Below are 26,632 nucleotides of genomic sequence, written 5' to 3' on the forward strand. Positions count from 1 at the left end.
GCCACGCCGACCGTTTCGACACGCTGTGCAGTTGCAGGAGTACCCGACATGAACCATCGCATTCAGCTGCTCGCCCTCGCCGTGAGTGCTGCGCTCGCGGCGGGCGCCGTGCAGGCCGCGGATCTCACGGTGATCTCCTTCGGTGGTGCATCGCAGAAGGCGCAGGACGCGGCGTTCTACAAGCCCTTCGACAAGACCGGCGCCGGCCGGGTGCTGCCGGGCGAGTACAACGGCGAGATGGCGAAGGTCAAGGCCATGGTCGAGACCAACAACATCAGCTGGGACGTGCTCGAGGTCGAAGGGCCCGAGCTCGTGCGCGGCTGTGCCGAGGGCCTGTTCGAGAAGCTCGACTGGAGCCAGCTCGGCGACAAGAGCAAGTTCGTGCCCGAGGCGGTCAGCGAGTGCGGCGCCGGCATCTTCGTGTGGTCGACGGCGCTCGCCTACAACGCCGAGAAGCTCGCCAAGGCGCCGACCTCGTGGGCGGACTTCTGGAACGTCAAGGACTTCCCGGGCAAGCGCGGCCTGCGCAAGGGCGCCAAGTACACGCTCGAGTTCGCGCTGCTCGCCGACGGCGTGAAGCCGGCGGACGTCTACAAGGTGCTCGGCACCAAGGAGGGCATCGAGCGCGCCTTCAAGAAGCTCGACGAGCTGAAGCCGCACATCCAGTGGTGGGAGGCCGGCGCCCAGCCGCCGCAGTGGCTCGCCGCCGGCGACGTGGTGATGAGCTCGGCCTACAACGGGCGCATCGCCGCGGCGCAGAAGGAAGGCAAGAAGCTCGAGGTGGTGTGGAACGGCAGCATCTACGACCTCGACCACTGGACCATCATCAAGGGCTCGAAGAACAAGGACATGGCGATGAAGTTCATCGCTTTCGCCAACCGGGCGGAGAACCAGAAGGTGTTCGCCGAGAACATCCCCTACGGCCCGACCAACAACGACGCCACCAAGCTGCTCGATCCCAAGGTCGCGAGCGGCCTGCCGACCGCGCCCGAGAACCTCGTCGGCGCGCTGGCGACCAGCACCGAGTTCTGGGTGGAGAAGGGCGAGGAGCTCGAGGAGCGCTTCAACGCCTGGGCGGCCGCCAAGTGAGTCCGCCGCCCGCACCGCGCGTGATGCGCGGTGCGGGCACCGCATCGCCCAGCGAGGGTCAATCACCATGAACGAAGCCGCCGCCTCCCTGGTCGCCGACGATGGCGTGCCGCTGAAGCTCAAGCTGCGGCGCGCCGAGCGTGCGCACAAGCTGAAGTCGGTCGCGATGATCGCGCCGCTGTTCCTGTTCCTGCTGCTGAGCTTCGTGCTGCCGATCGGCACGCTGATGTACCGCAGCGTCGACAACCCCGAACTGCACCGCGCGCTGCCGCAGACGGTGGCGGCGCTCGCCGGCTGGGACACCCAGGCGCTGCCGGACGAGCCGGTGTTCGCGGCGCTGGTGCGCGACCTGCGCAAGGCGCAGGAGGAGAGCACGCTGGGGCTCGCCTCGCGCCGCCTCAACTACGAGATCAGCGGCTTCAGCAGCCTGCTGACCAAGCTGGTGCGCAAGCTGCCGCCCGAGGGGGCCGGCGTGCGTGACGCGGTGATCGCGGTCGACGAGCGCTGGGGCCAGCTCACCTACTGGCGCGCGATCGCCCGTGCGGGGACGCCGCTCACCTCGTTCTATCTGCTCAAGGCGGTCGACCACCGGGTCAACGAGGCCGGCGACATCGAGTCCGTGCCCGCCAACGAGGCGGCCTACGTCACCGTGTTCGGCCGCACCTTCTGGATCGCGCTGATCGTCACGCTGTGGGCGCTGGCGCTCGGCTTCCCGGTCGCCTACCTGCTCGCCACGCTCCCGTCGGGGCCGAGCAACCTGCTGATGATCCTGGTGCTGCTGCCGTTCTGGACGTCGCTGCTGGTGCGCACGGCGGCGTGGATCGTGCTGCTGCAGTCGGGTGGCATCCTCAACGGCGCGATGATCGGGCTCGGGCTGATCGCCGAGCCGCTGCAGCTCGTGTTCAACCGCTTCGGCGTCTACGTGGCGATGGTGCACATCCTGCTGCCGTTCATGATCCTGCCGCTGTACAGCGTGATGAAGGGCATCTCGCCGGCCTACGTGCGCGCCGCGGTGTCGCTCGGCGCGCACCCGTTCCTGGCGTTCTGGCGCGTCTACGTGCCGCAGACGATCGCCGGGGTGGCCGCCGGCTGCCTGCTGGTGTTCATCCTCGCCATCGGCTACTACATCACCCCGGCGCTGGTCGGCGGCCCCGACGACCAGATGGTCAGCTACTTCGTCGCCTTCTTCACCAACCGCACGATCAACTGGGGCATGGCCTCGGCGCTCGGCACGCTGCTGCTGATCGCCACGCTGGTGCTCTACGCCGTCTACGGCAAGCTCGCGTCGAGCGACGCCAACAAGGCACGGAGGTAAGCCGCCATGCAGCCGTACGCCACCCCCATCGAGCGTGTGTGGTTCTACGCCTTCCGCGTGATCTGCGGGCTCGTGCTGCTCTACCTGGTGCTGCCGATCCTGGTGATCGTGCCGCTGTCGTTCAATTCGAGCTCGTTCCTGACCTACCCGCTGTCGGGCTTCTCGATGCGCTGGTACGAGGAGTTCTTCGGCTCCCATGAATGGATGATGGCACTGAAGAACAGCCTGATCGTCGCGCCCTCGGCGACCGTGCTGGCGACCTGCTTCGGCACCCTCGCCGCGGTCGGGCTGACGCGCGGCGAGTTCCCCGGCAAGGCGCTGGTGATGGCGATCCTGATCTCACCGATGGTCGTGCCCATCGTCATCGTCGCCGTCGGCCTGTACTTCTTCTTCGCCGACATCGGCCTGCTCAACACCTACGCCGGCCTGATCCTCGCGCACGCGGCGCTCGGCGTGCCCTTCGTGATCATCACCGTCACCGCGACGCTGCAGGGTTACAACACCAACCTGAGCCGCGCCGCGGCGAGCCTCGGCGCGCCGCCGCTGACGGTGTTCTTCAAGGTCGTGCTGCCGCTGATCCTGCCGGGTGTGGTGTCGGGGGCGCTGTTCGCCTTCGCCACCTCGTTCGACGAGGTGGTGGTGACGCTGTTCCTGGCGAGCCCGACGCAGCGCACGCTGCCGCAGCAGATGTTCGGCGGCATCCGCGAGAACATCAGCCCGACCATCGCCTGCGTGGCGACGATCATGATCGTGCTGTCGGTGCTGATGCTGCTGACCATGGAATGGCTGCGGCGGCGCAACGAGAAACTGCGCGGCGCCGGCTGAGTCCGGGGCTTCGCCGCATCGTCGCGGTATTCGGCGCCGCCGCTTCCGGGGACCGGGGGCGGCGGCGCCGTCGTTTGCGCAGTGGCCGTTACACCGATCGCACGGGCCTATTGTTTAATTTTATAAACGAGAGTAGGTTTTCGTTTATTATTTCGGTGCATCGCACGCGCCTGCGCCCGTCCCGCGGGCATCCACCAACGATACGGAGGATTCGAGCATGGCCGAACACAAGATGGCCCCGTTCAAGTGGGAGGACCCGTTCCTGCTCGAGGAGCAACTGGGCGGCGAGGAGCGACAGGTGCTGGACGCCGCGCGCGCCTACTGCCAGGAGCGCCTGCTGCCGCGGGTGCGGGATGCGCACCGCCACGAGCACTTCGACCGCGAGATCATGAGCGAGATGGGCGAGCTGGGGCTGCTCGGCTGCACCATCGACGGCTACGGCTGCGCCGGCCTCAACTACGTCAGCTACGGCCTGATCGCCCGCGAGGTCGAGCGCGTCGACTCGGGCTACCGCTCGGCGATGAGCGTGCAGTCGAGCCTGGTGATGCACCCGATCCACGCCTACGGCAGCGAGGAGCAGCGCAGCAAGTACCTGCCGAAGCTCGCCACCGGCGAATGGGTGGGCTGCTTCGGCCTCACCGAGCCCGACCACGGCTCCGACCCGGCCGGGATGAAGACGCGCGCGCGCAGCGTCGACGGCGGCTACCGGCTGTCGGGCGCCAAGATGTGGATCACCAATTCGCCGATCGCCGACATCTTCGTGGTCTGGGCCAAGACCGACGACGGCGTGATCCGCGGCTTCATCCTCGAGAAGGGCATGCGCGGGCTCTCCGCGCCAAAGATCGAGGGCAAGTTCTCGCTGCGCGCCTCGATCACCGGCGAGATCGTCATGGACGAGGTGTTCGTCCCGGAAAGCCACCTGCTGCCGAACGTCAAGGGGCTGTCGGGCCCGTTCGGCTGCCTCAACCGCGCGCGCTACGGCATCGCCTGGGGGGCACTCGGCGCCGCCGAGTTCTGCTGGCAGGCCGCGCGCCAGTACACGCTCGACCGCCAGCAGTTCGGCCGTCCGCTCGCCGCCAACCAGCTGGTGCAGTGGAAGCTCGCCAACATGCAGACCGAGATCACGCTCGGCCTGCAGGGCTGCCTGCGCGTCGGCCGCCTGCTCGACGAGGGGAAGGCCGCGCCCGAGATGATCTCGCTGATCAAGCGCAACAGCTGCGGCAAGGCGCTCGACATCGCCCGCGTCGCCCGCGACATGCACGGCGGCAACGGCATCAGCGACGAGTACCACGTGATCCGCCACGTGCTGAACCTCGAAGCGGTCAACACCTACGAGGGCACCCACGACGTGCACGCGCTGATCCTCGGGCGCGCGATGACCGGCCTGCAGGCCTTCACCGGGGCCTGAGCGGCAGCGGCCCGCCCGCGCGCGAGCGCGGCGGGCCACGGCGAACGATTGCGGAGCCAGCCATGAGCGGAGCCTTGTCCCACATCCGCGTGCTCGACCTGAGCCGCGTGCTCGCCGGCCCCTGGGCCGGACAGATCCTCGCCGATCTCGGCGCCGAGGTGATCAAGGTCGAGCGCCCCGGCGTCGGCGACGACACCCGCGGCTGGGGGCCGCCCTACGCCAGGGATGCCGCCGGGCAGGACACCGGCGAGGCGGCGTACTACCTGTGCGCCAACCGCGGCAAGCGCTCGGTGACGGTCGACATCGCCAAGCCCGAGGGCCAGCGCCTGGTGCGCGAGCTCGCCGCGCACTGCGACGTGCTGATCGAGAACTACAAGGTCGGCGGCCTCGCCAGGTACGGGCTCGACTACGCCAGCCTGAGCGCCGGGCACCCGGGGCTGATCTACTGCTCGGTGACCGGCTTCGGCCAGACCGGGCCGTACCGCGACCTGCCCGGCTACGACTTCATGGTCCAGGGCCTGGGCGGGCTGATGAGCATCACCGGCGAGCCCGACGGCGTGCCCGGCGGCGGCCCGATGAAGGTCGGCGTGGCGCTCGCCGACGTCATGACCGGCCTCTACGCCACCATCGGCGTGCTCGCCGCGCTCGCGCACCGCGACCAGACCGGCGTCGGCCAGCACATCGACATGGCGCTGCTCGACGTGCAGGTCGCCGTGCTCGCCAACCAGGCGATGAACTACCTCACCACCGGCGTGGCGCCGCAGCGCCTGGGCAACGCGCACCCGAACATCGTCCCCTACCAGACCTTCGCCGCCGCCGACGGCCACCTGATCCTCGCGGTCGGCAACGACGCCCAGTTCGCGCGCTTCTGCGAGGTCGCCGGGGTGGCGGAGCTGGCGCGCGATCCGCGCTTCGCGACCAACCGCGCGCGGGTGGCGCACCGCGCCGAACTGGTCCCGCTGCTCGCCGCGCGCATGGCCCTCAAACCGCGCGATGCCTGGCTCGCCGAACTCGGGCGCGTCAATGTGCCCTGCGGGCCGATCAACACGCTCGACCAGGTGTTCGCCGACCCGCAGGTGCAGCATCGCGGCCTGCGCGTCGACCTGCCGCATCCGCTCGCCGGCAGCGTCCCCGGCGTCGGCAGCCCGCTGAAGCTGTCGGCGACCCCGGTCGAGTACGGCGGCGCGCCGCCGACGCTCGGCCAGCACACCGACAGCGTGCTCGGCGAACTGCTGGGCTACCCGCGCGACGCGATCGAACGCCTGCGCGCGCACGGCGTCGTCTGAAACCCCGAATCCCGCGCCGGCCCCGCGCCGGCGCATCCAAGCGGAGCCGTGGCCCTCGGGCCACAAAAGGAGAATCGCCATGAACCTGACCGACCCGAGCCTGTTCCGTCAGCAGTGCTACATCGGCGGCGAGTGGGTGGACGCCGACAGCGGCGTCAGCATCGCCGTCACCAACCCCGCCACCGGCGAGACGCTCGGCCGCGTGCCGCGGATGGGCGCGGCCGAGACGCGCCGGGCGATCGAGGCCGCCAACGCCGCGCTGCCGGCCTGGCGCGCGCTGACCGCCAAGGAGCGCGCGGCGCGCCTGCGCAAGTGGTACGAGCTGCTGCTCGCGCACCAGGAGGACCTCGCGGTGCTGATGACCAGCGAGCAGGGCAAGCCGCTCGCCGAGTCGCGTGGCGAGATCGCCTACGCCGCGAGCTTCATCGAGTGGTTCGCCGAGGAAGGCAAGCGCATCTACGGCGACACCATCCCGGCGCACGCCGCCGACAAGCGCATCGTGGTGCTGAAGGAGCCGATCGGGGTCTGCGCGGCGATCACGCCGTGGAACTTCCCGGCGGCGATGATCACCCGCAAGGCCGGCCCGGCGCTCGCCGCCGGCTGCACGATGGTGATCAAGCCGGCGACGCAGACGCCGTTCTCGGCGCTCGCGCTCGCCGTGCTCGCCGAGCGCGCCGGTATCCCCAGGGGCGTGCTGTCGGTGGTCACCGGCGGCGCCGCCGAGATCGGCGGCGAGCTCACCGCCAACCCGATCGTGCGCAAGCTCTCCTTCACCGGTTCGACCGAGATCGGCATCAAGCTGATCGAGCAGTGCGCGGCCACGGTCAAGAAGACCTCGATGGAACTCGGCGGCAACGCCCCGTTCATCGTCTTCGACGACGCCGACCTCGATGCCGCGGTCGACGGCGCGATGGCGTCGAAGTACCGCAACGCCGGGCAGACCTGCGTGTGCGCCAACCGCATCCTGGTGCAGGACGGGGTGTTCGACGCCTTCGCCGCCAAGCTCGCCGCCAAGGTGGCGACGCTGAAGGTCGGCAACGGCCTGGAGCACGGCGTCACCACCGGCCCGCTGATCGACGAGCGCGCCGTCGCCAAGGTCGAGGAACTGCTCGCCGACGCCACCGCGCAGGGCGCGCAGGTGCTGACCGGCGGGCGCCGCCACGCGCTCGGCGGCAGCTTCTTCGAGCCGACCATCGTCGCCGGCGTCACCCCGGCGATGCGCTTCGCCCGGGAGGAGATCTTCGGACCGGTGGCGCCGCTGTTCCGCTTCGCCACCGAGGCCGAGGCGATCGCGCTGGCGAACGACACCGAGTTCGGCCTCGCCGCCTACTTCTACGCGCGCGACCTCGGCCGCGTGTGGCGCGTCAGCGAGGCGCTCGAGTACGGCATCGTCGGCATCAACACCGGCCTGATCTCGACCGAGGTCGCCCCCTTCGGCGGCATGAAGTCGAGCGGCACCGGCCGCGAAGGCTCCAAGTACGGGATCGAGGACTACCTCGAGATCAAGTACCTGTGCATGGGCATCTGAACCGGCATCTGAACCCCGGCGCGGTGCCTGTCGGGCAGGGCCGCGCATCACTGTGCCGCCACGAGCGGCAAACGAGAGGTTGATCATGAGCAGCAATCAGGAACTGATGGCCCGGCGGATCGCTGCGCTACCGCGCGGTGTCGGCCAGACCTTCCCGGTGTTCGTCGCGCGGGCGCAGAACGCCGAAGTGTGGGACGTCGAGGGGCGTCGCTACATCGACTTCGCCGGCGGCATCGGCGTGCTCAACGTCGGCCATGGCCACCCCAAGGTGGTGGCGGCGGTGCAGGAGCAGGTCGGACGCTTCAGCCACACCTGCTTCCAGGTGCTGGCCTACGAAAGCTACGTCGCCGTCTGCGAGCGCCTGAACCGGCTCGCGCCGGGGTCGTCGCCGAAGAAGAGCTTCCTCGTCAGCACCGGCGCCGAGGCGGTCGAGAACGCGGTGAAGGTCGCGCGCGCCTACACCGGGCGCTCGGCGGTGATCGCCTTCGGCGGCGGCTTCCACGGCCGCACGCTGCTCGGCATGGGCCTGACCGGCAAGGTGGCGCCGTACAAGACGGGCTTCGGGCCGTTCCCGAACGAGATCTTCCACGCGCCGTTCCCGAGCGCGCTGCACGGCGTCAGCGTCGACGACGCCATCGCCGGGGTCGAGAAGCTGTTCAAGTACGACGTCGATCCGGCCCGCGTGGCGGCGATGATCGTCGAACCGGTGCAGGGCGAGGGCGGTTTCTACGTCGCCCCGGCCGACTTCCTCAAGCGCCTGCGTGCGCTCTGCGATGCGCACGGCATCCTGCTGATCGCCGACGAGATCCAGTCCGGCGCCGGGCGCACCGGCACCTGGCTCGCGATCGAGCACGCGGGCGTGGAGCCCGACCTGATCACGATGGCGAAGTCGATCGGCGACGGCTACCCGGTGGCCGCGGTGATCGGCCGCGCCGACGTGATGGACGCCCCGGCGCCGGGCGGTCTCGGCGGCACCTACGCCGGCAACCCGGTCGCCTGCGCGGCGGTGCTGGCGGTGCTCGACGCCTTCGAGGAGGAGAAGCTGCTCGAGCGCAGCCGCCGGCTCGGCGAGCACCTGACCGCCCGCCTGCGCGACCTGGCCGGGCGCCACGCCTCGATCGCCGAAGTCCGCGGCCTCGGCGCGATGGTCGCGATCGAGCTGTGCAAGGACGGCGACCCGCACCGTCCCGACGCCGATCTGACCAAGGCGCTGACCGCCCGGGCGATCGAGAAGGGGCTGGCGCTGCTGTCCTGCGGCACCTACGGCAACGTGATCCGCATCCTGGTGCCGCTGACCGCCGAGCCGGCGATCGTCGACGAGGGGCTCGACATCATCGCCGCCTGCCTCGCCGAACTCGGCGCCTGAGCGCACCCGCTCCACCCGCACGACGCCCGCAGCCGCGGGCGTCGTCGTTTGTGGGCCGCGCAGCGAGGCGATGGCGGCTTTAATTTCCTTCGGAGATTAAAATCTAATAATAGATTCTTTTTGGTTTTATAAACGATCGCCTATCCTGTACACCGGAGTGTCGTGTCGACGCTCGCAACCCAGGGAGACGCTGCCATGCCCGGCCAGGATCTGATCGATGCCTTCAATGCCCCATTCGCCCGCAGCGCGCCGCGCGCGCATGCCCCCGCCCCGCTCGTGCTGGCCGACGACGGGGCGGTGGTGGGGCAGTTCTGTGGTATGCGGCTCGAAAGCGCCTTCGAGGTGCTGGTGGACCGGCAGGGGCGGGTGTGCGGGCATCAGGCGCGACTGGTGGTGTACGGCCCGCGCGGGCGCGTGGTGTCGGCGTGGGCACCGTACGCGGTGGCGCTCGACGAAGCCGCCATCGTCCACCTGGATCGCCTGGTGCGCACGCTGCATGCGCTGAACGGCGCGTCGCTCGCCGCGCTCGGGCCGCTGTTCCTGCCGCTGCACCCGCGCCACGTCGCGGAGGTGCGCGACGCCCACGGGGAGGTGTTCGTCGGCATCCTGCGCGACTGCGGTCTCGCCGCCGCGCACGTCGTGCTCGAACTCGCCGATGCCGGGCTGGTCGCGCCGGCCCACCTCGAGCGGGCGATGGCGCGCTTTCGCGCGCGCGGCTTCGGCATCGCGCTGTACGAACAGGCACCGGGGGCCGACCCCGCGCTGTGGGAGCGCGTGCAGCCCGGCTTCGTCGTGCTGGGGGCGCCGTTCGTGGCCGCCGCCGAGACCGGCAGCCAGGTGCTCGCCGAGCGCATCGACGCGGTGCACCGCTTCGGCGCACGGGCCTACGTGCGCGGCGTGGAAACGCCCATCCAGGCGGCGCTGGCGCGCACCTTCGGCGCCGACGCCTGGCAGCGGGCGGCCGGGCCGCAGGCGCAGCCCGCCGATCCGCGCACCGTGGCGGGGGGCTGAGATGGCCGTCGGCGTCGTCGTCGTCCCCGGTTACGGGGATTCGGAGCCCGCGCACTGGCAGAGCTTCGCCTGTCGCCGCCATCCGCAGTGGCGGCGCGTGCGCCAGGCCGACTGGGAACGCCCCGAGGTCGAGCCCTGGGTGGTGGCGCTCGATGCCGAAGTGCGCGCGCTCGACGGCCCGCTGGTGCTGGTGGCGCACAGCCTGGGCTGCATCACCGTCGTCGAGTGGGCCGCACGGCGGCGTGCCGACGTGCGCGGCGCGCTGCTGGTGGCGCCGGCGGACACCGACGAACTGCCTTTCTTCGCTGACGTGCCGCTGGCGCCGCTGCCCTTCCCGAGCATCGTGGTGGCGAGCCGCAACGATCCCTATGTGCGTTTCGAGCGTGCGCAGGCGTTCGCCGCGGCCTGGGGCAGCCGCTTGGTCGATGCCGGTGCCGCCGGCCACCTCAACGCCGCGGCCGGCTACGGCGACTGGCCGCGGATCGGGTTCTGGCTCGGCCCCTGGCTCGGCACCACGCCGGGCGCCGGCGCGGCGGCCGGCCGCGGCGTCGCGGCGGTGCTGCCGGGCTGAGCGGCGCCCGGCGGTCGGTGCATCGCGACCGCCCGGCCGTCGGGTCAGTCGCCGAGCCCCTCGAACAGCCGGGTGCTCAGGTAGCGCTCGCCGAAGGAGGGGACGATCACCACGATCAGCTTGCCGGCGTTCTCCGGGCGCTGCGCCTGCTGCAGCGCCGCCCAGATCGCCGCGCCCGAGGAGATGCCGACCAGCAGCCCTTCCTCGCGCGCGGCGCGACGCGCGGTGGCGAGCGCATCGTCGTTGGTGACGCGGGTGACCTCGTCGTAGATGCCGGTGTTCAGCACCTCGGGCACGAAGCCGGCGCCGATGCCCTGGATCAGGTGCGGGCCCTTCTGCCCGCCGGACAGCACCGGCGAGGCGTCGGGCTCGACGGCGACGAGCCTGAGCCCCGGCCGGCGCGGCTTCAGCACCTCGCCGACGCCGGTGATGGTGCCGCCGGTGCCGATGCCGGCGACGAAGATGTCGATCTGGCCGTCGGTGTCGCGCCAGATCTCCTCGGCGGTGGTCTTGCGGTGGATCTCCGGGTTGGCGGGGTTCTGGAACTGCTGCGGGATGTAGTAGTTCGGGTTCGCCGCGGCCATCTCCTCGGCCTTGCGGATCGCGCCCGCCATGCCCTCGGCGCCCGGCGTCAGCACCAGCTCGGCGCCGTAGCCGCGCAGCAGCATGCGCCGCTCCTTGCTCATCGTGTCGGGCATCACCAGGCAGCACTTGTAGCCGCGCGCGGCGCAGACGAAGGCGAGCGCGATGCCGGTGTTGCCGCTGGTGGGTTCGAGGACGATGGTGTCGGGGCCGATCTTCCCGGCCGCCTCGGCGGCGTCGATCATCGCGACGCCGATGCGGTCCTTGACGCTGTGCGCGGGGTTCTGGAATTCGAGCTTGCAGACGACCGTCGCCGCGGCGCCGGCGGTCAGGCGGTTGAGGCGCACCAAGGGGGTGTTGCCGACGAGTTCGGTGACGTTGTTGGCGATGCGCATCGGGGTTTCTCCTGCGGTGGGTGGCGGGTGCAACGAGTCTAGCGCTGTCCCCGCCGATCGCGGCCGGTTCGACGCGGCGGCCGCCGTCGTGCGGTTCAGATCGCGAAATCTCGGGCGGGTTCGGGCGCCGCGTTCGCCGCCGGGTTGACGAACACGCGCAACTGGCGCGGGCGCAGGTACAGCACCTCGCCGCTGCGGAAGGTCTCGGCCTGGTAGCGCTCGCGGGTGATCTCCACCTCGACGGTTTCGCCGGTCGGCGCGGCGATCACCTCCAGGCGCACGATCGGCCCGAGCGGACGCACCTCGGCGACGGTGCCGCGCAGCGCGCCGCCGCCCGGCTGGCGGCTGAGCTCGATGTCGTGCGGGCGCACGTAGGCGAGCGCCGCGGCGTGCTCGACGGCGTCGTGCTCGGGGCTCGGCACGCGCAGCCCGCCGACGTCGGCGACGCCGGCGTGGACGCGGCCGTGGAACAGGTTGACGTTGCCGAGGAACTGGTAGACGAACGGCGTCGCCGGGTGCTCGTAGACCTCGTCGGGGGTGCCGATCTGCTCGATGTGGCCGCGGTTCATCACCACCACGCGGTCGGCGACCTCCAGCGCCTCCTCCTGGTCGTGGGTGACGAACACGCTGGTGACGTGGATCTCGTCGTGCAGGCGGCGCAGCCAGCGGCGCAGCTCCTTGCGCACCTGGGTGTCGAGCGCGCCGAAGGGCTCGTCGAGCAGCAGCACGCGCGGCTCCACGGCGAGCGCGCGGGCGAGCGCGATGCGCTGGCGCTGGCCGCCGGAGAGCTGCGCCGGGTAGCGCCCGGCCAGCCAGTCGAGCTGCACCAGCGCGAGCAGCTTCATCACCCGCTCGCGGATCTCGGCCTCCGGCGGGCGCGTCGCGCGCGGGCGCACGCGCAGGCCGAAGGCGACGTTCTCGAACACGCTCATGTGCTGGAACAGCGCGTAGTGCTGGAACACGAAGCCGACCTGGCGCTCGCGCACGTGGCGGTCGGTGGCGTCCTCGCCGTGGAACAGCACCTGGCCGGCGTCCGGGCGCTCCATGCCGGCGACGATGCGCAGCAGCGTGGTCTTGCCGCAGCCCGAGGGGCCGAGCAGCGCCACCAGTTCGCCGGCGGGCACGTCGAGGCTGACCTCGTCGAGCGCGGTGTAGGCGCCGAAGCGCTTGGTGATGTTGCGGATTTCGATGCTCATGCGGGGTCTCCGACGGCGCGGCCGGGCGTGTCCCCCGCCGCGGTGGCGGCGGGGGGAGCGGCGGGGTGGGGATGGCGGGTCTGCCATTCGATGAAGGTCTTGACGGCGAGCATCACCAGTGCGAGCAGCGTCAGCACCGAGGCGCAGGCGAAGGCGGCGGCGAAGTTGTACTCGTTGTAGAGGATCTCCACGTGCAGCGGCAGCGTGTTGGTGAGGCCGCGGATGTGGCCGGAGACCACGCTGACCGCACCGAACTCACCCATCGCCCGCGCCGTGCACAGGATCACGCCGTAGAGCAGGCCCCACTTGATGTTGGGCAGGGTCACCCGCCAGAACATCTGCCAGCCCGAGGCGCCGAGCACGATCGCGGCCTCCTCCTCCTCGGTGCCCTGCGCCTGCATCAGCGGGATCAGTTCGCGGGCGATGAACGGGAAGGTCACGAACACCGTCGCCAGCACGATGCCCGGCACCGCGAAGATGACCTTGAGGTCGTGCTCGGCGAGCCATGGTCCGAACCAGCCGTGGGCGCCGAACACGAGCACGTAGACCAGGCCGGCGATCACCGGGCTGACCGCGAACGGCAGGTCGATCAGCGTGGTCAGCACGCTCTTGCCGCGGAACTCGAACTTGGCGATGGCCCAGGCGGCGGCGACGCCGAACACCAGGTTGAACGGCACCGCGACCGCCGCGGCGAGGAAGGTCAGCTGGATCGCCGCGCGCGCATCGGGTTCGACCAGCGCCGCCCAGTAGACGCCGAGGCCCTTCTTCAGCGCCTCGGCGAACACCGCCAGCAGCGGCACGAACAGGAACAGGGTGAGGAAGGCGAGCGCCACCGCGATCAGCGTGCGCTGCACCCAGCGCGGCTCGGTGGTGGTTTCGCTGACCAGCGGGGGGGAGAGGATGACGGTACTCATGGGGGCGACTCCGCGGACCGGGGCTCAGGCGGCGATGCGCCGGCGCCCGCTCCACCACTGCAACAGGTTGATGAGCAGCAGCAGCGCGAACGAGAGCACCAGCATCACCACCGCGACCGCGGTGGCGCCGGCGTAGTCGTACTGTTCGAGCTTGCTGATGATGATCAGCGGCGTGATCTCCGACACCATCGGCACGTTGCCGGCGATGAAGATCACCGAGCCGTACTCGCCGACGGCGCGGGCGAAGGCCATCGTGAAGCCGGTCAGCAGCGCCGGCGCCAGCGCCGGGAAGATCACCCGGCGGAAGGTCTGCCAGCGGCTGGCGCCGAGCACCGCGGCCGCCTCCTCGACGTCGTGTTCGAGGTCTTCGAGCACCGGCTGCACCGTGCGCACCACAAAGGGCAGGCCGATGAAGGTCAGCGCCACCACCACGCCGAGCGGCGTGAACGCCACCTTGAACGGCAGGTACTGGCCGATCCAGCCGTTGCCCGCGTACAGCGCGGTGAGCGCGATGCCGGCGACGGCGGTCGGCAGCGCGAACGGCAGGTCGACCAGCGCGTCGACCAGCCGCTTGCCGGGGAAGGCGTAGCGCACCAGCACCCAGGCGACGAGCAGGCCGAACACCGCGTTGATCACCGCCCCGAGCAGCGCCGCGCCGAAGGTGAGGCGGTAGGTCGCCAGCACCCGCGGCGAGGCGACGGCGGCCCAGAAGGCGTCCCAGCTCAGCGTGAACGCCTTCAGGAAGGTTGCCGCCAGCGGGATCAGCACGATCAGGCCGAGGTAGAGCAGGGCATAGCCGAGCGCCAGGCGAAAGCCCGGCAGGACGTATCGCGCACCGGTGCCGGCCATGTCACTTCGCTCCCGCGTAGATCTGGTCGAAGCGACCGCCGTCGGCGAAATGCTCGGCCTGGGCCCTGGCCCAGCCGCCGAAGGCCTGGTCCACCGTCACCAGGCGGATCGGTGCGAAGCGGTCCCTGAACTCGGCGAGGATCGCCGGGTCGCGCGGGCGCAGGTAGTGCCTGGCGGCGAGGCGCTGGCCGTCGGGCGTGAACAGCGCCTGCAGGTAGGCCTCGGCCAGCGCCCGCGAGCCCCTCTTGTCGACCACGCGGTCGACCACCGCCACCGGCGCATCGGCATCGACGCTGAGCGAGGGGACCACGGTCTCGAAGTCGGTGGTGTTGAACTCCTTCGCGATCTGCAGCACCTCGCTCTCGAAGGTCAGCAGCACGTCGCCGATGCCGCGTTGCGCGAAGGTGGTGGTGGCGGCGCGGCCGCCGGCGTCGAGCACCGGCACGTTGTGGAACAGCTTGCCGACGAAGGCCTGCGCCTGCTCGGCCGAGGCGTACTTCTCCTGCGCGTAGGCCCAGGCGCCGAGGTAGCTGTAGCGGCCGTTGCCGGAGGTCTTGGGGTTGGGGATCACCAGCTGCACGCCGTCCCTGACCAGGTCGTCCCAGTCGTGGATGCCCTTGGGGTTGCCCTTGCGCACCAGGAACACGATGGTCGAGGCGTACGGCGCCGCGCCGTAGGGCAGGCGCGTGCGCCAGTCCGGCGCGATCAGTCCGGCCGCGGCGATGGCGTCGATGTCGGTCTGCTGGTTCATGGTGACGACGTCGGCCGCGAGCCCGTCGATCACCGCGCGCGCCTGCTTGCTCGAACCGCCGTGGGACTGGTTGATGGTCACCGTCGCGCCGGTGCGGGCCTTCCAGGCCGGCTCGAACTGGGCGTTGAAGTCCTTGTAGAACTCGCGGGCGACGTCGTAGGAGGCGTTCAGCAGGCTGGCGTCGGCGGCGAGCGCGGGGGCGGAGGCCGCGAGCACGGCCAGCAGGCCGAGCGAACGGGCGTGGAGGGGGAGCGACATGCGGAGTCTCCGTGATGGGCGGCACGATGCCAGCCGCCGCCCGGGGATCGGGCGCGTACGGAGGTCACTATAGGGACGTTTTTTTATGCCTATAAATGCTTATTGATTCTCTTCATATTCAAAAAAGTGCGACGAACATCCCGCCGCGGGCGGTGCGGCAGCGATCGGACCGGGTGCGGGGCGTGTCGACGGGCACGCGCGACGGGGCGCCCGCCTGCGCCCCGGGCGGGCCGCGCCTGTATTGCGGGCGAACGCGGTGCTAGACTCCAGGCCCTTGAATCCACACGAAAACATCGATGGCCCGCAAACTCTACATCAAGACCCACGGTTGCCAGATGAACGAGTACGATTCCGCCCGCATGGGCGACGTGCTGCGTGAGTCCCACGGCCTCGAACTCACCGACGACCCGGCCCAGGCCGACGTGCTGCTGCTCAACACCTGCTCGATCCGCGAGAAGGCGCAGGAGAAGGTGTTCTCCGAGCTCGGCCGCTGGCGCGAGCTGAAGGAGCAGCGCCCGGGGCTGGTGATCGGCGTCGGCGGCTGCGTGGCGAGCCAGGAGGGCGAGGCGCTGCGCGCGCGCGCGCCCTTCGTCGACATGGTGTTCGGCCCGCAGACCCTGCACCGCCTGCCGACGCTGCTGCGCGAGGTGGCCGAGCGCCACGGCGCGGTGGTCGACGTGAGCTTTCCCGAGATCGAGAAGTTCGATGCGCTGCCCGAGCCGCGCGCCGAAGGCCCGACCGCCTTCGTGTCGGTGATGGAGGGCTGCTCCAAGTACTGCTCGTTCTGCGTCGTGCCCTACACCCGCGGCGAGGAGATCAGCCGGCCGTTCGACGACGTGCTCGCCGAGGTGGCGCAGCTCGCCGCGCAGGGCGTGCGCGAGGTGACCCTGCTCGGGCAGAACGTCAACGCCTACCGCGGCCCGATGCACGACGGCACCATCGCCGACTTCGCGCTGCTGCTGGAGTACGTCGCGGCGATCGCCGGCATCGACCGCATCCGCTACACCACCTCGCACCCGATCGAGTTCTCCGAACGCCTGATCCAGGCCTACGCGGAGATCCCGCAACTGGTCGACCACCTGCACCTGCCGGTGCAGAGCGGCTCCGACCGCATCCTCGCGGCGATGAAGCGCAAGCACACGGTGCTCGAATACAAGGCCAAGCTGCGCCGGCTGCGCGCGATCCGGCCGCGCATCAGCCTTTCCACCGACATCATCGTCGGCTTCCCCGGCGAGACCGAGGCCGATTTCGAGGCCACGCTCGCGCTGATCGAGGAGATCGGCTTCGACCAGAGCTTCAGCTTCATCTACAGCCCGCGCCCCGGCACCCCGGCGGCGGCCCTGCCCGACGACGTGCCGATGGCGGTCAAGAAGGCGCGCCTGGCGCGGGTGATCGAGCGCTTCAACACCCAGGCCGCGGCGATCGCGCAGGGCATGGTCGGCACCCGCCAGCGCATCCTGGTCGAGCGCCACGCGCGCAAGGACGGCCGCCAGCTCGCCGGGCGCACCGAGAACAACCGCGTGGTCAACTTCGACGGCCCGGAGCGCCTGCTCGGGCGCTTCGTCGACCTGCGCATCACCGAGGCGCTGCCCAATTCGCTGCGCGGCGAGTTCGTCGCCTGTCCCGATTTCGCCACGTCGCCGCGCGAGGCGCTGGCCCCGTGAGCGCCGATACCCTGATGCCGTCGCCGACCGAGCCGGGGCTGTTCCAGCAGGCGCTGACCCTCGAACCGGCCGACAACCAGCGGCTCGCCAACCTCTGCGGCCACCTCGACGAACACCTGCGGCAGATCGAGCGCCGTCTCGGCGTCGAGATCGGCAACCGCGGCAACCGCTTCCAGGTCGGCGGCAGCCGCGACGCGGTGCGCCTGACCATCGCCGTGCTCGAAGCGCTGTACGACGCCACCGCGGGCGAGCCGCTCGAACCCGAGCAGGTGCACCTGTTCCTGCAGGAGGCCGGCGCCGACGCGCTCGACGCGCCGCTGGCGCGCGACGAGGAACCCGACGAGATCCTGATCCGCACCAAGCGCGGCACCATCCGCGGGCGTGGCGCCAACCAGCAGCGCTACCTGTGGAACATCCGCCACCATGACATCAACTTCGGCGTCGGCCCGGCCGGTACCGGCAAGACCTACCTCGCGGTGGCCTGCGCGGTCGACGCGCTCGAACGCAACGAGGTGCGCCGGCTGGTGCTGGTGCGCCCGGCGGTCGAGGCCGGCGAGCGCCTCGGTTTCCTGCCCGGCGACCTGGTGCAGAAGATCGACCCCTACCTGCGCCCGCTCTACGACGCGCTCTACGAGATGCTCGGCTTCGAGCGCGTGGCGCGGCTGATGGAGCGCAACGTGATCGAGGTCGCGCCGCTCGCCTTCATGCGCGGGCGCACGCTTAACGACGCCTTCATCATTCTCGACGAAGCTCAGAACACGACCGTCGAGCAGATGAAGATGTTCCTGACGCGGATCGGCTTCGGCTCGACCGCGGTGGTCACCGGCGACATCTCCCAGGTCGACCTGCCGCGCGGCGTCACCTCGGGGCTGCGCCAGGTGCTGGAGGTGCTGAAGGACGTGGAGGGCATCAGTACCACGCTGTTCCAGCCGCGCGACGTGGTGCGTCACCCCCTGGTGCAGCGCATCGTGATGGCCTACGAGACGTTCGAGAACCGCAAGGAGGACTGACCGGTGCGCGCTCCTGCGCCCGGCCGACACCATGACACTGCAACTCGATCTGCAAATCGCCGCCGCCGCCGCCGGCCTGCCGGGCGCGACGGACATCGGCCACTGGGCCGAGGCCGCCCTCGCCGGTGCCGCGTTCACCGACCCCGCCGAGATGACCGTGCGCATCGTCGACGAGGCCGAGAGCGCCGAGCTCAACGTCGCCTACCGCGGCAAGCACGGCCCGACCAACGTGCTGTCGTTCCCCTTCGATGCGCCGGCCGGCGTCGAACTCGAACCCGAACTGCTCGGCGACCTGGTCATCTGCGCGCCGGTGGTGGCACGCGAGGCCGTCGAGCAGGGCAAGGCCACGGCGGCCCACTGGGCGCACATGGTCGTGCACGGCACCTTGCACCTGCTCGGCTACGATCACGAGGTCGAGGCCGAGGCCGAGGCCATGGAGCGGCTCGAAACCGGCATACTGCGCGGACTCGGCTTTCCCGATCCCTACGGAGACGACGAACCCCGATGAAGGAAGACCGATCAGTGGAGAGCCAGGGGCAGCGCTCCTGGCTCGAACGACTCGGACAAGTCCTGTCCGGCGAACCTCGCGACCGCGAGGAACTGCGCGAGATCCTCGCCGACGCCCAGGCCAGCGGCGTGCTCGACGCCGAGGCGCTGGCGATGATGGAAGGCGTGCTCGAGGTCGCCGAGATGCAGGTGCGCGACGTGATGATCCCGCGCGCGCAGATGGTGGTGGTGGAGCGCGACTGGTCGCCCGAGCAGGTGACCGCCGAAGTGCTCGCCTCCGGGCATTCGCGCTTCCCGGTGATCGGCGAAGGCCGCGACGAGGTGCTCGGCATCCTCATCGTCAAGGACCTGCTGCGCTACTACGCCCGCGGCGGCGGCCCCTTCGACATCACCGAGTTCATGCGTCCGGCGCGCTTCATCCCCGAAAGCAAGCGCCTCGACGCGCTGCTGCGCGAGTTCCGCAGCACCCGCCTGCACATGGCGATGGTGGTGGACGAGTACGGCGGCGTGGCCGGCCTGGTGACGATCGAGGACCTGCTCGAACAGATCGTCGGCGAGATCGACGACGAGCACGACGCCAGCGTCGAGACCGACGACATCCGCGCGGTCGGCGAGTTCGAGTACGTGATCAAGGCGCTGACGCCGCTGGAGGACTTCAACGAGCACTTCGCCAGCGAGTTCGACGAGGACGAGGTCGACACCGTCGGCGGGCTGGTGATGAAGGACCTCGACCACGTGCCGCGGCGCGGCGAAGTGGTCGACATCGGCCGCTTCCGCTTCCGCGTGCTGCGGGCCGACAACCGCCGCGTGCACCTGTTCGGCCTGACCCTGATGGACGCCGGTACCGCGACCGCCGAACAGTGACCCGCCGCGGCGCTCCCGCCCGCCGCCGCCCGCCCATCCCCCGCACCCGCGCCTGCCGCTGGAATCCGCCTTCGTGACCGCCACACCCGCTCCGGGCCGGCTCGCCGCCGGCCACCCGCTCGCCTTGCTGCTCGCGCCGCTCGCCGGTGCGGCGCTGCCGCTCGCCTACGCCCCCTTCGACCTCTGGCCGCTCGCCCTGCTGCTGCCGGCGCTGCTGCTGTGGCTGCTCGACGGCGAGCGCGCCGGCCGCGCCGCGCTGCTCGGCCTGCTGTTCGGGCTCGGTGCCTTCGGCGTCGGCATCTGGTGGATCTACGTCAGCCTGCACACCTACGGCAACGCGCCGCCGGCCTTCGCCGCGCTGGCGACGGCGCTGGTGGTGCTGACGATGGCCGCCTACCCGGCGGCCTTCGCCGCGCTGCTCGCGCGCCTGGCGCCGGCACCGGGCGCGCGGCGCTGGCTGCTCGCCGCGCCGGCGCTGTGGGCCCTGCTCGAATGGGTGCGCTCGTGGGCGCTGAGCGGCTTCCCGTGGCTCGCGCTCGGCTACAGCCAGATCGACACGCCGCTGGCCGGCTTCGCGCCGCTGGTCGGCGTGTTCGGCGTCGGCTGGGCGGCGATGCTGCTTGCCGGACTGCTGCGCCTCGCCGCGCAGCGCCTGCGCCCGGGCGGCGGGCCGCGGCGTGGCGGCGGCTTCGCGCTGCTCGCAGCCGCGGCCGTGCTGGCGCTCGGCGCCGGGCTCGGCCGGCTCGAGTGGACCCAGCCCGACGGGCCGCCGCTGCGCGTCGCGCTGGCGCAGGGCAACATCAGCCAGGAGCTGAAATGGCGGCCGGAGAAGCTCGCCGAGACGCTCGAACGCTACGCCGAGCTCACCCGCGAGGCGGGCCCGCAGGACGTGATCATCTGGCCCGAGACCGCGATCCCGATCTTCTTCGAGGAGCTCGAGGACGGTTTCGTCGCCGACCTGCGCGCCTACGCCGCCGCGAGCGGTACCGACTTCCTCGTCGGCACGCCCGCCGGCTCGCGGCGCGACCGCGTCTACCGCAACGCCGTTGCCGCCATCGGCCGCAGCCCCGGCTTCTACTACAAGCAGCGGCTGCTGCCGTTCGGCGAGTACCTGCCGCTGCGCGGGCTGTTCGCGATCTTCCGCGACCTGGTCGAGATCCCGATGGCCGACTTCACCGCGGGCGACGCCGACCAGCCGCTGCTGCGGGTGGCCGGGCGTCCGGTCGGGGTGTCGATCTGCTTCGAGGCGGTGTTCGGCGCCGACGTGCGGCGGACGCTGCCGGAGGCGGCGTTCCTGGTCAACGTCAGCAACGACGCCTGGTTCGGCGACTCGATCGCGCCGCACCAGCACCTGCAGATCGCGCGCATGCGCGCGCGGGAAACCGGCCGCGCGCTGGCGCGTGCGACCAATACCGGCATCACCGCGCTGGTGGGCGCCGACGGGCGCATCGAGGCGCGCGCCCCGGCGTTCGTGCCGGCACTGCTGCGCGGCAGCGTACAGCCGCGCCGCGGCGCGACCCCCTACGTGCGCGTCGGCGACGGCCCGGTGGTGTTCGCCGCCGGCCTGGTCCTGGGGCTCGCGGCGTTCGCCCGGCGCCGGCGCCCGTGAGGGCGCGTGCGGGACTCAGCGCGGGTCCTGCCAGTCGGCGATGGTGCGCGGGACCTCGAACGGCAGTTCGAGCTGGCGCGGGTGGGCGACGAACTCCCAGCCGTTGCGCCGCTGGCGCTGGCGCGCAGGCAGGCTCAGGTGTTCGGCGATGCGGCGTAGGCGCTGGCGGTGCAGGCTCGATGCGAGCATGACGGGGTACCGGGGTGGAAGGCGTCCGTGCAGGGTGGCGTTACCGTATTGCATGAACGTGAACGCGGCGGCGCGCGCGCGTTACAGCTCGATCTGTGTGCCGAGCTCGACCACCCGGTTCGGCGGGATGCGGAAGAAGTCCATCGCCCGCGCGGCGTTGCGCGACAGGTTGACGAACAGGCGCTCGCGCCAGCGCGCCATGCCGGGGCGCGTGGTCGAGATCAGCGTCTCGCGGCCGAGGAAGTAGGTGGTGTCCATCGGTTCGAGGTCGAGCCCGTAGGGCCGGCACAGGCCGAGCGCGAGCGGCACGTCGGGCTCCTCCATGAAACCGTAGCGGACCGCCACGCGGAAGAAGCTGTTGCCGATCACGTCCACCCGCACGCGGTCGGCCTCGTCGACACGCGGGACCTCCTCGACCAGCACCGTCAGCAGCACCACGCGCTCGTGCAGTACCTTGTTGTGCTTGAGGTTGTGCAGCAGCGTGTGCGGCACCCCGTCGGGGTCGCTGGTGAGGAACACCGCGGTGCCGGGCACGCGCAGCACCGAGCCGTCCTCGACGTCGGCGAGGAACGCGGTCAGCGGCAACGACCCTTCATGCATGCGCGTGGCGAGCAACTCCCGCCCGCGCTGCCAGGTGGTCATCAGGATGTAGACGCCGGCGCCGGCGACCAGCGGGAACCACCCGCCCTGGCCGATCTTCAGCGCGTTGGCGCCGAAGAACGCGAGATCGATCAGCAGGAACGGGACGATCAGCAACACGCACACGGCCCGCGGCCAGTTCCATACGCGGTGCGCGAGCAGCAGCAGCAGCAGCGCGGTGATCACCATCGTGATGGTCACCGCGATGCCGTAGGCGGCGGCCAGCGCGCTCGACGAGCCGAAGCCGACCACCAGGCCGAGCACCGCCACCAGCAGCCCCCAGTTGACCGACGGGATGTAGATCTGCCCCATCTCGTCGGCCGAGGTGTGGATCACGGTCACGCGCGGGCAGTAGCCGAGCTGCACCGCCTGGCGCGTCAGCGAGTAGACGCCCGAGATCACCGCCTGCGAGGCGATCACCGTCGCCAGCGTCGACAGCGCCACCAGCGGGTACAGCGCCCAGCCCGGCGCGAGCAGGTAGAACGGGTTGTCGGCCGCGGCCGGCATGGCGAGCAGCAGCGCACCCTGGCCGAAGTAGTTCAGCACGATGCCCGGCAGCACCAGCCCGAACCAGGCGAGCCGGATCGGTCGCGCGCCGAAGTGCCCCATGTCGGCGTAGAGCGCCTCGCCGCCGGTCAGGCAGAGGAACACCGCGCCGAGCACGATGAAGCCGTGCCAGCCGTTCTCGGCGAAGAAGCGCACCGCGTGCACCGGCCACAGCGCCGCGAACACCTGCGGCGTCTGCACCGCCTGCACGATGCCGAGCACGCCCAGGACGACGAACCACAGGCACATCACCGGCCCGAAGGAGATGCCGACGCGCGCGGTGCCGTGCGACTGCACCACGAACAGCCCGATCAGGATCAGCAGCGTGATCGGCACGACGTAGGGGTCGAACAGCGGGGTGGCGGTCTTCAGGCCCTCGACCGCCGACAGCACCGAGATCGCCGGCGTGATCATGCCGTCGCCGTAGAACAGCGCGGCACCGAACAGGCCGAGCCCGATCACCAGCCAGCGACCGCGCTGGCCGTGCTGGCGGTTCTCGGCGACCAGTGCCATCAGCGCGAGGATGCCGCCCTCGCCACGGTTGTCGGCGCGCAGCACCAGCACCACGTACTTCAGCGTGACCACGATGATCAGCGACCAGAAGATCAGCGAGATCACGCCGAGCACGTTGTCCGGCGTGGCGGCGATCGCATGCGGGCCGCTGAAGCACTCGCGCAGGGCGTAGAGCGGGCTGGTGCCGATGTCGCCGTAGACGACACCGAGGGCGCCGATGGTCAGGGCGGCCAGCCCGTTGCGCGCGGGGGTGGAGGAGCTCATCGGCGGTCTCGGTGATGGGGGCGGTACGGGGTACCCCGGGACGGCCCGGGGCGCGGGTCCGGCTATCGTGCCAGCCCACATGCGTCCGGTGGAAGCGGCGAACGACTCCCGCTGCGCATGCGTGGGGTCGTCCTGCTCATGCAGCGGCTGCAGGGGGTGACCATCCTCCCGCCGCGCGTGGGGTCGTCAGCTGGTGGCGTCGGCGGCGATGCGCTTGAAGCTTTCGCCGCCGCAGGCGACGCAGGGCAGGATGACGCTGGTGCCGTGCAGCGCCACCTCGGCACCGCAGGCATCGCAGCGCAGCGTGCCGGGGCCGGTGATCTCGCCGGCGCGGTAGTGGCTCGCGCGTTCGAGTTCGTCGGAGAACTGCAGGAAGGCGAGACGCGTGTGATCGGCGGCGGTGCCAAACCATTCGAGCATGCGATCCTCGACCAGTTCGAGGTCGAAGCGCAGCCAGTCCTTGAGCTCGTGACCGGTCTCGGCCAGGTAGTGGCCGGCGTCCTCGACGTCGCGGCGGACGTAGGCGCCGATCAGCTCGGCTTCCTCGCGGGTGAGCTCGCCCAGCCGCACCGAGAGTTCGGCGGCCTCGTCGATGCGGCGGCGCAATTCGGGCAGGGCATCGGCCTCGACCTGTTCGAGTTCCGCGAGCCCGCTGTGCACGCGCTCCATCATGCGTTCGTACGCGGCTATCAACCTGCTGTGCGATTGGTTCATCGATGTCGTTCTTCTGTGGCGGAGGTCCTTGCCGTGCGACACGTCGCGCGCCGCACTGATCGAAGCATAGCGCGTGCCGCCGGCGGCTGGGGATGGTGCGCGCCGCCGGTTTGGTTGTCCGGTGCCCGGGGGGTCGCTATTCTTCACATCTTTTTTCATCTGCCCCAGCCCGGAATCCACCTACCGTGATCGACGAGTCCTACCAGCCGCAGCGCATCGAGGCGCAGGCTCAGGCCTACTGGGAGCGCGAGCAGAGCTTTCGCGCCGTGGAAGACTCCGCCCGCAGCAAGTTCTACTGCCTGTCGATGTTCCCGTACCCGAGCGGTCGCTTGCACATGGGGCACGTGCGCAACTACACGATCGGCGACGTGATCGCCCGCTACCAGCGCATGCTCGGGTGCAACGTGCTGCAGCCGATGGGCTGGGACGCCTTCGGCATGCCCGCCGAGAACGCCGCCATCAAGAACAAGGTGGCGCCGGCGCAGTGGACCTACGAGAACATCGGTTACATGCGCCGGCAGCTGCAGAGCCTCGGGCTCGCCATCGACTGGTCGCGCGAACTCGCCACCTGCCGCCCGGAGTACTACCGCTGGGAGCAGTGGCTGTTCACGAAGCTGTTCGCGCGCGGCGTGATCTACAAGAAGAGCGGCGTGGTGAACTGGGATCCGGTCGACCAGACCGTGCTCGCCAACGAGCAGGTGATCGACGGCCGCGGCTGGCGCTCCGGGGCGCTGGTCGAGCGCCGCGAGATCCCGATGTACTACTTCCGCATCACGCAGTACGCCGACGAGCTGCTGCGCATGCTCGACGAGCTGCCGGGCTGGCCCGAGCAGGTCAAGACCATGCAGCGCAACTGGATCGGCAAGTCGCGCGGCATGGAGGTCGGCTTCCCGCTGGCGGACGCGGAGGGCGCGCTCAAGGTCTTCACCACCCGGCCCGACACCCTGATGGGGGCGACCTACGTCGCCGTCGCCGCCGAGCACCCGCTGGCCCAGGCCGCCGCCGCCGATGACCCGGCCCTCGCCGCGTTCATCGCCGAGTGCCGCAAGGGCGGCGTGGCCGAGGCCGACATCGCCACGCAGGAGAAGCGCGGCATGCCCACCGGGCGTCACGTGCTGCACCCGTTCACCGGCGCGCGCCTGCCGCTGTGGGTCGCCAACTACGTGCTGATGGGCTACGGCGAAGGCGCGGTGATGGCGGTACCGGCGCACGACGAGCGCGACTTCGAATTCGCCACCCGCTACGGGCTGCCGATCCTGCCGGTGATCCGCACCCCGGCCGGCGACACCACCCCCGCGCCGTGGCAGGACGCCTACGCCGAGTACGGCACGCTGATCAACTCCGGCGCGTTCGACGGCCTCGACTTCGACGGCGCCTTCGAGCGCATGGCCGCGGTGCTCGCCGCCAAGGGCCTGGGCGGGCCGCGCACGCAGTTCCGCCTGCGCGACTGGGGCATCTCGCGCCAGCGCTACTGGGGCTGCCCGATCCCGATCATCCACTGTCCCGCCTGCGGCGACGTCCCGGTGCCCGAGGACCAACTGCCGGTGGTGCTGCCCGAGGACGTCGTCCCCGACGGCAGCGGCAACCCGCTCGCGAAGATGCCGGCCTTCTACGCGACCACCTGCCCGCACTGCGGCGGCGCGGCGCGGCGCGAGACCGACACCATGGACACCTTCGTCGAATCGAGCTGGTACTACGCCCGCTACGCCTCGCCCGACTGCGCCGACGGCCTGGTCGACGCGCGCGCCGCTTACTGGCTGTCGGTCGACCAGTACGTCGGCGGCATCGAGCACGCCATCCTGCACCTGCTCTACGCGCGCTTCTTCCACAAGCTGCTGCGCGACGAGGGGGTGGTCGCCACCGACGAGCCCTTCACGCGCCTGCTCACGCAGGGCATGGTGGTTGCCGACACCTACTTCCGCGACGACGGTGCCGGCCACAAGAGCTGGTTCAACCCCGCCGAGGTGCGCGTCGAGCGCGACGGCAAGGGCCGCATCGTCTCCGCGGTGCTCGCCGCCGACGGGGCCCCGGTGACCTTCGGCGGCGTCGAGAAGATGTCGAAGTCGAAGAACAACGGCATCGACCCGCAGGCGCTGATCGACCGCTACGGCGCCGACACCGCGCGGCTGTTCATGATGTTCGCCGCCCCGCCCGACGCCTCGCTGGAGTGGTCCGACGCCGGGGTCGAGGGGGCCAGCCGCTTCCTCAAGCGCCTGTGGGCCTACGCCCACACCCACGCCGCCACGCTCGCCGCGGCGCCGGCGCCGCGTGCGCCCGAGGGCGAGGCGCGCGCGGTGCGCCGCGAGATCCACGAGGCGCTGCGCCAGGCGCGCCACGACTACGACCGCCAGCAGTACAACACCGTGGTCTCGGCCGGCATGAAGATGCTGAACGCGCTGGCGCGCCTCGGCGACGAGCCCGAGGCCGCGGCGGTGCGCGCCGAGGGCGTGTCGATCCTGCTGCGCGTGCTGGCGCCGATCGTCCCGCACCTCACGCACGCGCTCTGGCAGGCGCTCGGCTGGGGCGAGGCGATCATCGACGCGCCGATGCCCGAGCCCGACGAGGCGGCGCTGGTGCGTGCGGCGATCACCCTCGCGGTGCAGGTCAACGGCAAGCTGCGCGCGCAGATCGAAGTCGCCGCCGATGCCGACGAGGCGACGATCCGCGCCGCCGCGCTGGCGCAGGACAACGTGCAGCGCTTCATGGAGGGCAGGCCGCTGCGCAAGCTCATCGTCGTGCCGGGCAAGCTCGTCAACGTGGTGGTGTGAG

The 26,632-nt window shown here is 70.8% G+C and carries 23 protein-coding genes; 15 read left to right on the forward strand and 8 right to left on the reverse strand.

All coding sequences use genetic code 11. The features are described 5' to 3' along the window. Positions 1-48: 48 nt before the first annotated feature. The 9 genes from EV699_RS09980 (at position 49) to EV699_RS10020 (ending at position 10,399) form a co-directional block, all read left to right on the forward strand. Positions 49-1,089, forward strand: a complete 1,041-nt coding sequence (locus EV699_RS09980; protein ID WP_132542204.1) for an ABC transporter substrate-binding protein — start codon at positions 49-51, stop codon at positions 1,087-1,089. Positions 1,090-1,156: 67 nt separating this feature from the next. Continuing rightward, entirely contained in the window at positions 1,157-2,404 is a 1,248-nt protein-coding gene (locus tag EV699_RS09985; RefSeq protein WP_132542206.1) for an ABC transporter permease, read from the forward strand. A gap of 6 nt (positions 2,405-2,410) precedes the next feature. Further along, the gene (locus EV699_RS09990; protein WP_132542208.1) at positions 2,411-3,229 is read left to right on the forward strand and encodes an ABC transporter permease; all 819 of its coding nucleotides are present in this window, start codon (positions 2,411-2,413) and stop codon (positions 3,227-3,229) included. A gap of 232 nt (positions 3,230-3,461) precedes the next feature. Beyond that, positions 3,462-4,637, forward strand: coding sequence for an acyl-CoA dehydrogenase (locus tag EV699_RS09995; RefSeq protein ID WP_132542447.1), 1,176 nt, complete (start codon positions 3,462-3,464; stop codon positions 4,635-4,637). A gap of 62 nt (positions 4,638-4,699) precedes the next feature. Then, positions 4,700-5,923 carry a CaiB/BaiF CoA transferase family protein gene (locus EV699_RS10000; RefSeq protein ID WP_132542210.1) on the forward strand — a complete coding sequence of 408 codons (1,224 nt, stop codon included), beginning with the start codon at positions 4,700-4,702 and terminating at the stop codon, positions 5,921-5,923. Between the two features lie 79 nt (positions 5,924-6,002). Further along, on the forward strand, positions 6,003-7,451 hold the full coding sequence (gabD, locus tag EV699_RS10005) for an NADP-dependent succinate-semialdehyde dehydrogenase (protein WP_132542212.1): 1,449 nt from the start codon (positions 6,003-6,005) through the stop codon (positions 7,449-7,451). 85 nt (positions 7,452-7,536) lie between these two features. Continuing rightward, positions 7,537-8,817, forward strand: a complete 1,281-nt coding sequence (gene gabT, locus EV699_RS10010; protein ID WP_132542214.1) for a 4-aminobutyrate--2-oxoglutarate transaminase — start codon at positions 7,537-7,539, stop codon at positions 8,815-8,817. Positions 8,818-9,012: 195 nt separating this feature from the next. Then, complete coding sequence (locus tag EV699_RS10015; protein WP_132542216.1) at positions 9,013-9,828, forward strand: EAL domain-containing protein; 816 nt, start codon at positions 9,013-9,015, stop codon at positions 9,826-9,828. Between the two features lies 1 nt (position 9,829). Beyond that, on the forward strand, positions 9,830-10,399 hold the full coding sequence (locus EV699_RS10020; protein WP_132542218.1) for an RBBP9/YdeN family alpha/beta hydrolase: 570 nt from the start codon (positions 9,830-9,832) through the stop codon (positions 10,397-10,399). Between the two features lie 44 nt (positions 10,400-10,443). Here the strand turns inward: EV699_RS10020 and cysK are convergent, their stop codons facing one another. From cysK to EV699_RS10045, 5 genes are all read right to left on the reverse strand, one after another. After that, positions 10,444-11,376, reverse strand: coding sequence for a cysteine synthase A (cysK, locus tag EV699_RS10025; protein ID WP_132542220.1), 933 nt, complete (start codon positions 11,374-11,376; stop codon positions 10,444-10,446). A gap of 95 nt (positions 11,377-11,471) precedes the next feature. Continuing rightward, positions 11,472-12,572, reverse strand: coding sequence for a sulfate/molybdate ABC transporter ATP-binding protein (locus EV699_RS10030; protein ID WP_132542222.1), 1,101 nt, complete (start codon positions 12,570-12,572; stop codon positions 11,472-11,474). Then, positions 12,569-13,486 (reverse strand): sulfate ABC transporter permease subunit CysW, encoded by a 918-nt coding sequence (gene cysW, locus EV699_RS10035; protein ID WP_132542224.1) that lies wholly within the window; start codon positions 13,484-13,486, stop codon positions 12,569-12,571. Before cysW ends, EV699_RS10030 begins: the two co-directional genes overlap by 4 nt. 24 nt (positions 13,487-13,510) lie before the next feature. Continuing rightward, positions 13,511-14,335: a sulfate ABC transporter permease subunit CysT gene (gene cysT, locus EV699_RS10040; protein WP_132542226.1), complete on the reverse strand. Its 825-nt coding sequence runs from the start codon at positions 14,333-14,335 to the stop codon at positions 13,511-13,513. A gap of 1 nt (position 14,336) precedes the next feature. After that, positions 14,337-15,344: a sulfate ABC transporter substrate-binding protein gene (locus EV699_RS10045; protein ID WP_132542228.1), complete on the reverse strand. Its 1,008-nt coding sequence runs from the start codon at positions 15,342-15,344 to the stop codon at positions 14,337-14,339. Between the two features lie 296 nt (positions 15,345-15,640). Here EV699_RS10045 and miaB point away from each other — a divergent pair, with 296 nt between their 5' ends. The 5 genes from miaB to lnt all read left to right on the forward strand — a co-directional run bounded on the left by miaB (position 15,641) and on the right by lnt (position 20,998). Next, complete coding sequence (gene miaB / locus EV699_RS10050; RefSeq protein ID WP_132542230.1) at positions 15,641-17,008, forward strand: tRNA (N6-isopentenyl adenosine(37)-C2)-methylthiotransferase MiaB; 1,368 nt, start codon at positions 15,641-15,643, stop codon at positions 17,006-17,008. 14 nt (positions 17,009-17,022) lie between these two features. Beyond that, complete coding sequence (locus EV699_RS10055; RefSeq protein ID WP_132542449.1) at positions 17,023-18,018, forward strand: PhoH family protein; 996 nt, start codon at positions 17,023-17,025, stop codon at positions 18,016-18,018. A 31-nt stretch (positions 18,019-18,049) separates the two neighbouring features. Next, positions 18,050-18,526 carry an rRNA maturation RNase YbeY gene (gene ybeY / locus EV699_RS10060; RefSeq protein WP_132542232.1) on the forward strand — a complete coding sequence of 159 codons (477 nt, stop codon included), beginning with the start codon at positions 18,050-18,052 and terminating at the stop codon, positions 18,524-18,526. Next, positions 18,523-19,389 (forward strand): HlyC/CorC family transporter, encoded by an 867-nt coding sequence (locus EV699_RS10065; RefSeq protein WP_132542234.1) that lies wholly within the window; start codon positions 18,523-18,525, stop codon positions 19,387-19,389. The genes ybeY and EV699_RS10065 overlap by 4 nt, the downstream gene beginning before the upstream one ends. A 73-nt stretch (positions 19,390-19,462) precedes the next feature. Continuing rightward, complete coding sequence (lnt, locus tag EV699_RS10070) at positions 19,463-20,998, forward strand: apolipoprotein N-acyltransferase (protein ID WP_165904088.1); 1,536 nt, start codon at positions 19,463-19,465, stop codon at positions 20,996-20,998. A 15-nt stretch (positions 20,999-21,013) separates the two neighbouring features. On the opposite strand, the gene EV699_RS19930 is transcribed toward lnt, so the two are convergent. From EV699_RS19930 to EV699_RS10080, 3 genes are all read right to left on the reverse strand, one after another. Continuing rightward, positions 21,014-21,187, reverse strand: a complete 174-nt coding sequence (locus EV699_RS19930; RefSeq protein WP_165904089.1) for a hypothetical protein — start codon at positions 21,185-21,187, stop codon at positions 21,014-21,016. Between the two features lie 81 nt (positions 21,188-21,268). Then, complete coding sequence (locus EV699_RS10075) at positions 21,269-23,149, reverse strand: potassium transporter Kup (RefSeq protein WP_243662620.1); 1,881 nt, start codon at positions 23,147-23,149, stop codon at positions 21,269-21,271. A gap of 186 nt (positions 23,150-23,335) precedes the next feature. Beyond that, entirely contained in the window at positions 23,336-23,863 is a 528-nt protein-coding gene (locus tag EV699_RS10080) for a zinc ribbon-containing protein (RefSeq protein WP_132542240.1), read from the reverse strand. A 188-nt stretch (positions 23,864-24,051) separates the two neighbouring features. Between EV699_RS10080 and leuS the strand changes: the two genes are divergently transcribed. Further along, positions 24,052-26,631: a leucine--tRNA ligase gene (leuS, locus tag EV699_RS10085; protein WP_132542451.1), complete on the forward strand. Its 2,580-nt coding sequence runs from the start codon at positions 24,052-24,054 to the stop codon at positions 26,629-26,631. The last annotated feature ends 1 nt before the right edge of the window (position 26,632 follow it).

The sequence above is a fragment of the Plasticicumulans lactativorans genome (assembly GCF_004341245.1).
GTDB classification, from domain to species: Bacteria; Pseudomonadota; Gammaproteobacteria; order Competibacterales; family Competibacteraceae; genus Plasticicumulans_A; species Plasticicumulans_A lactativorans.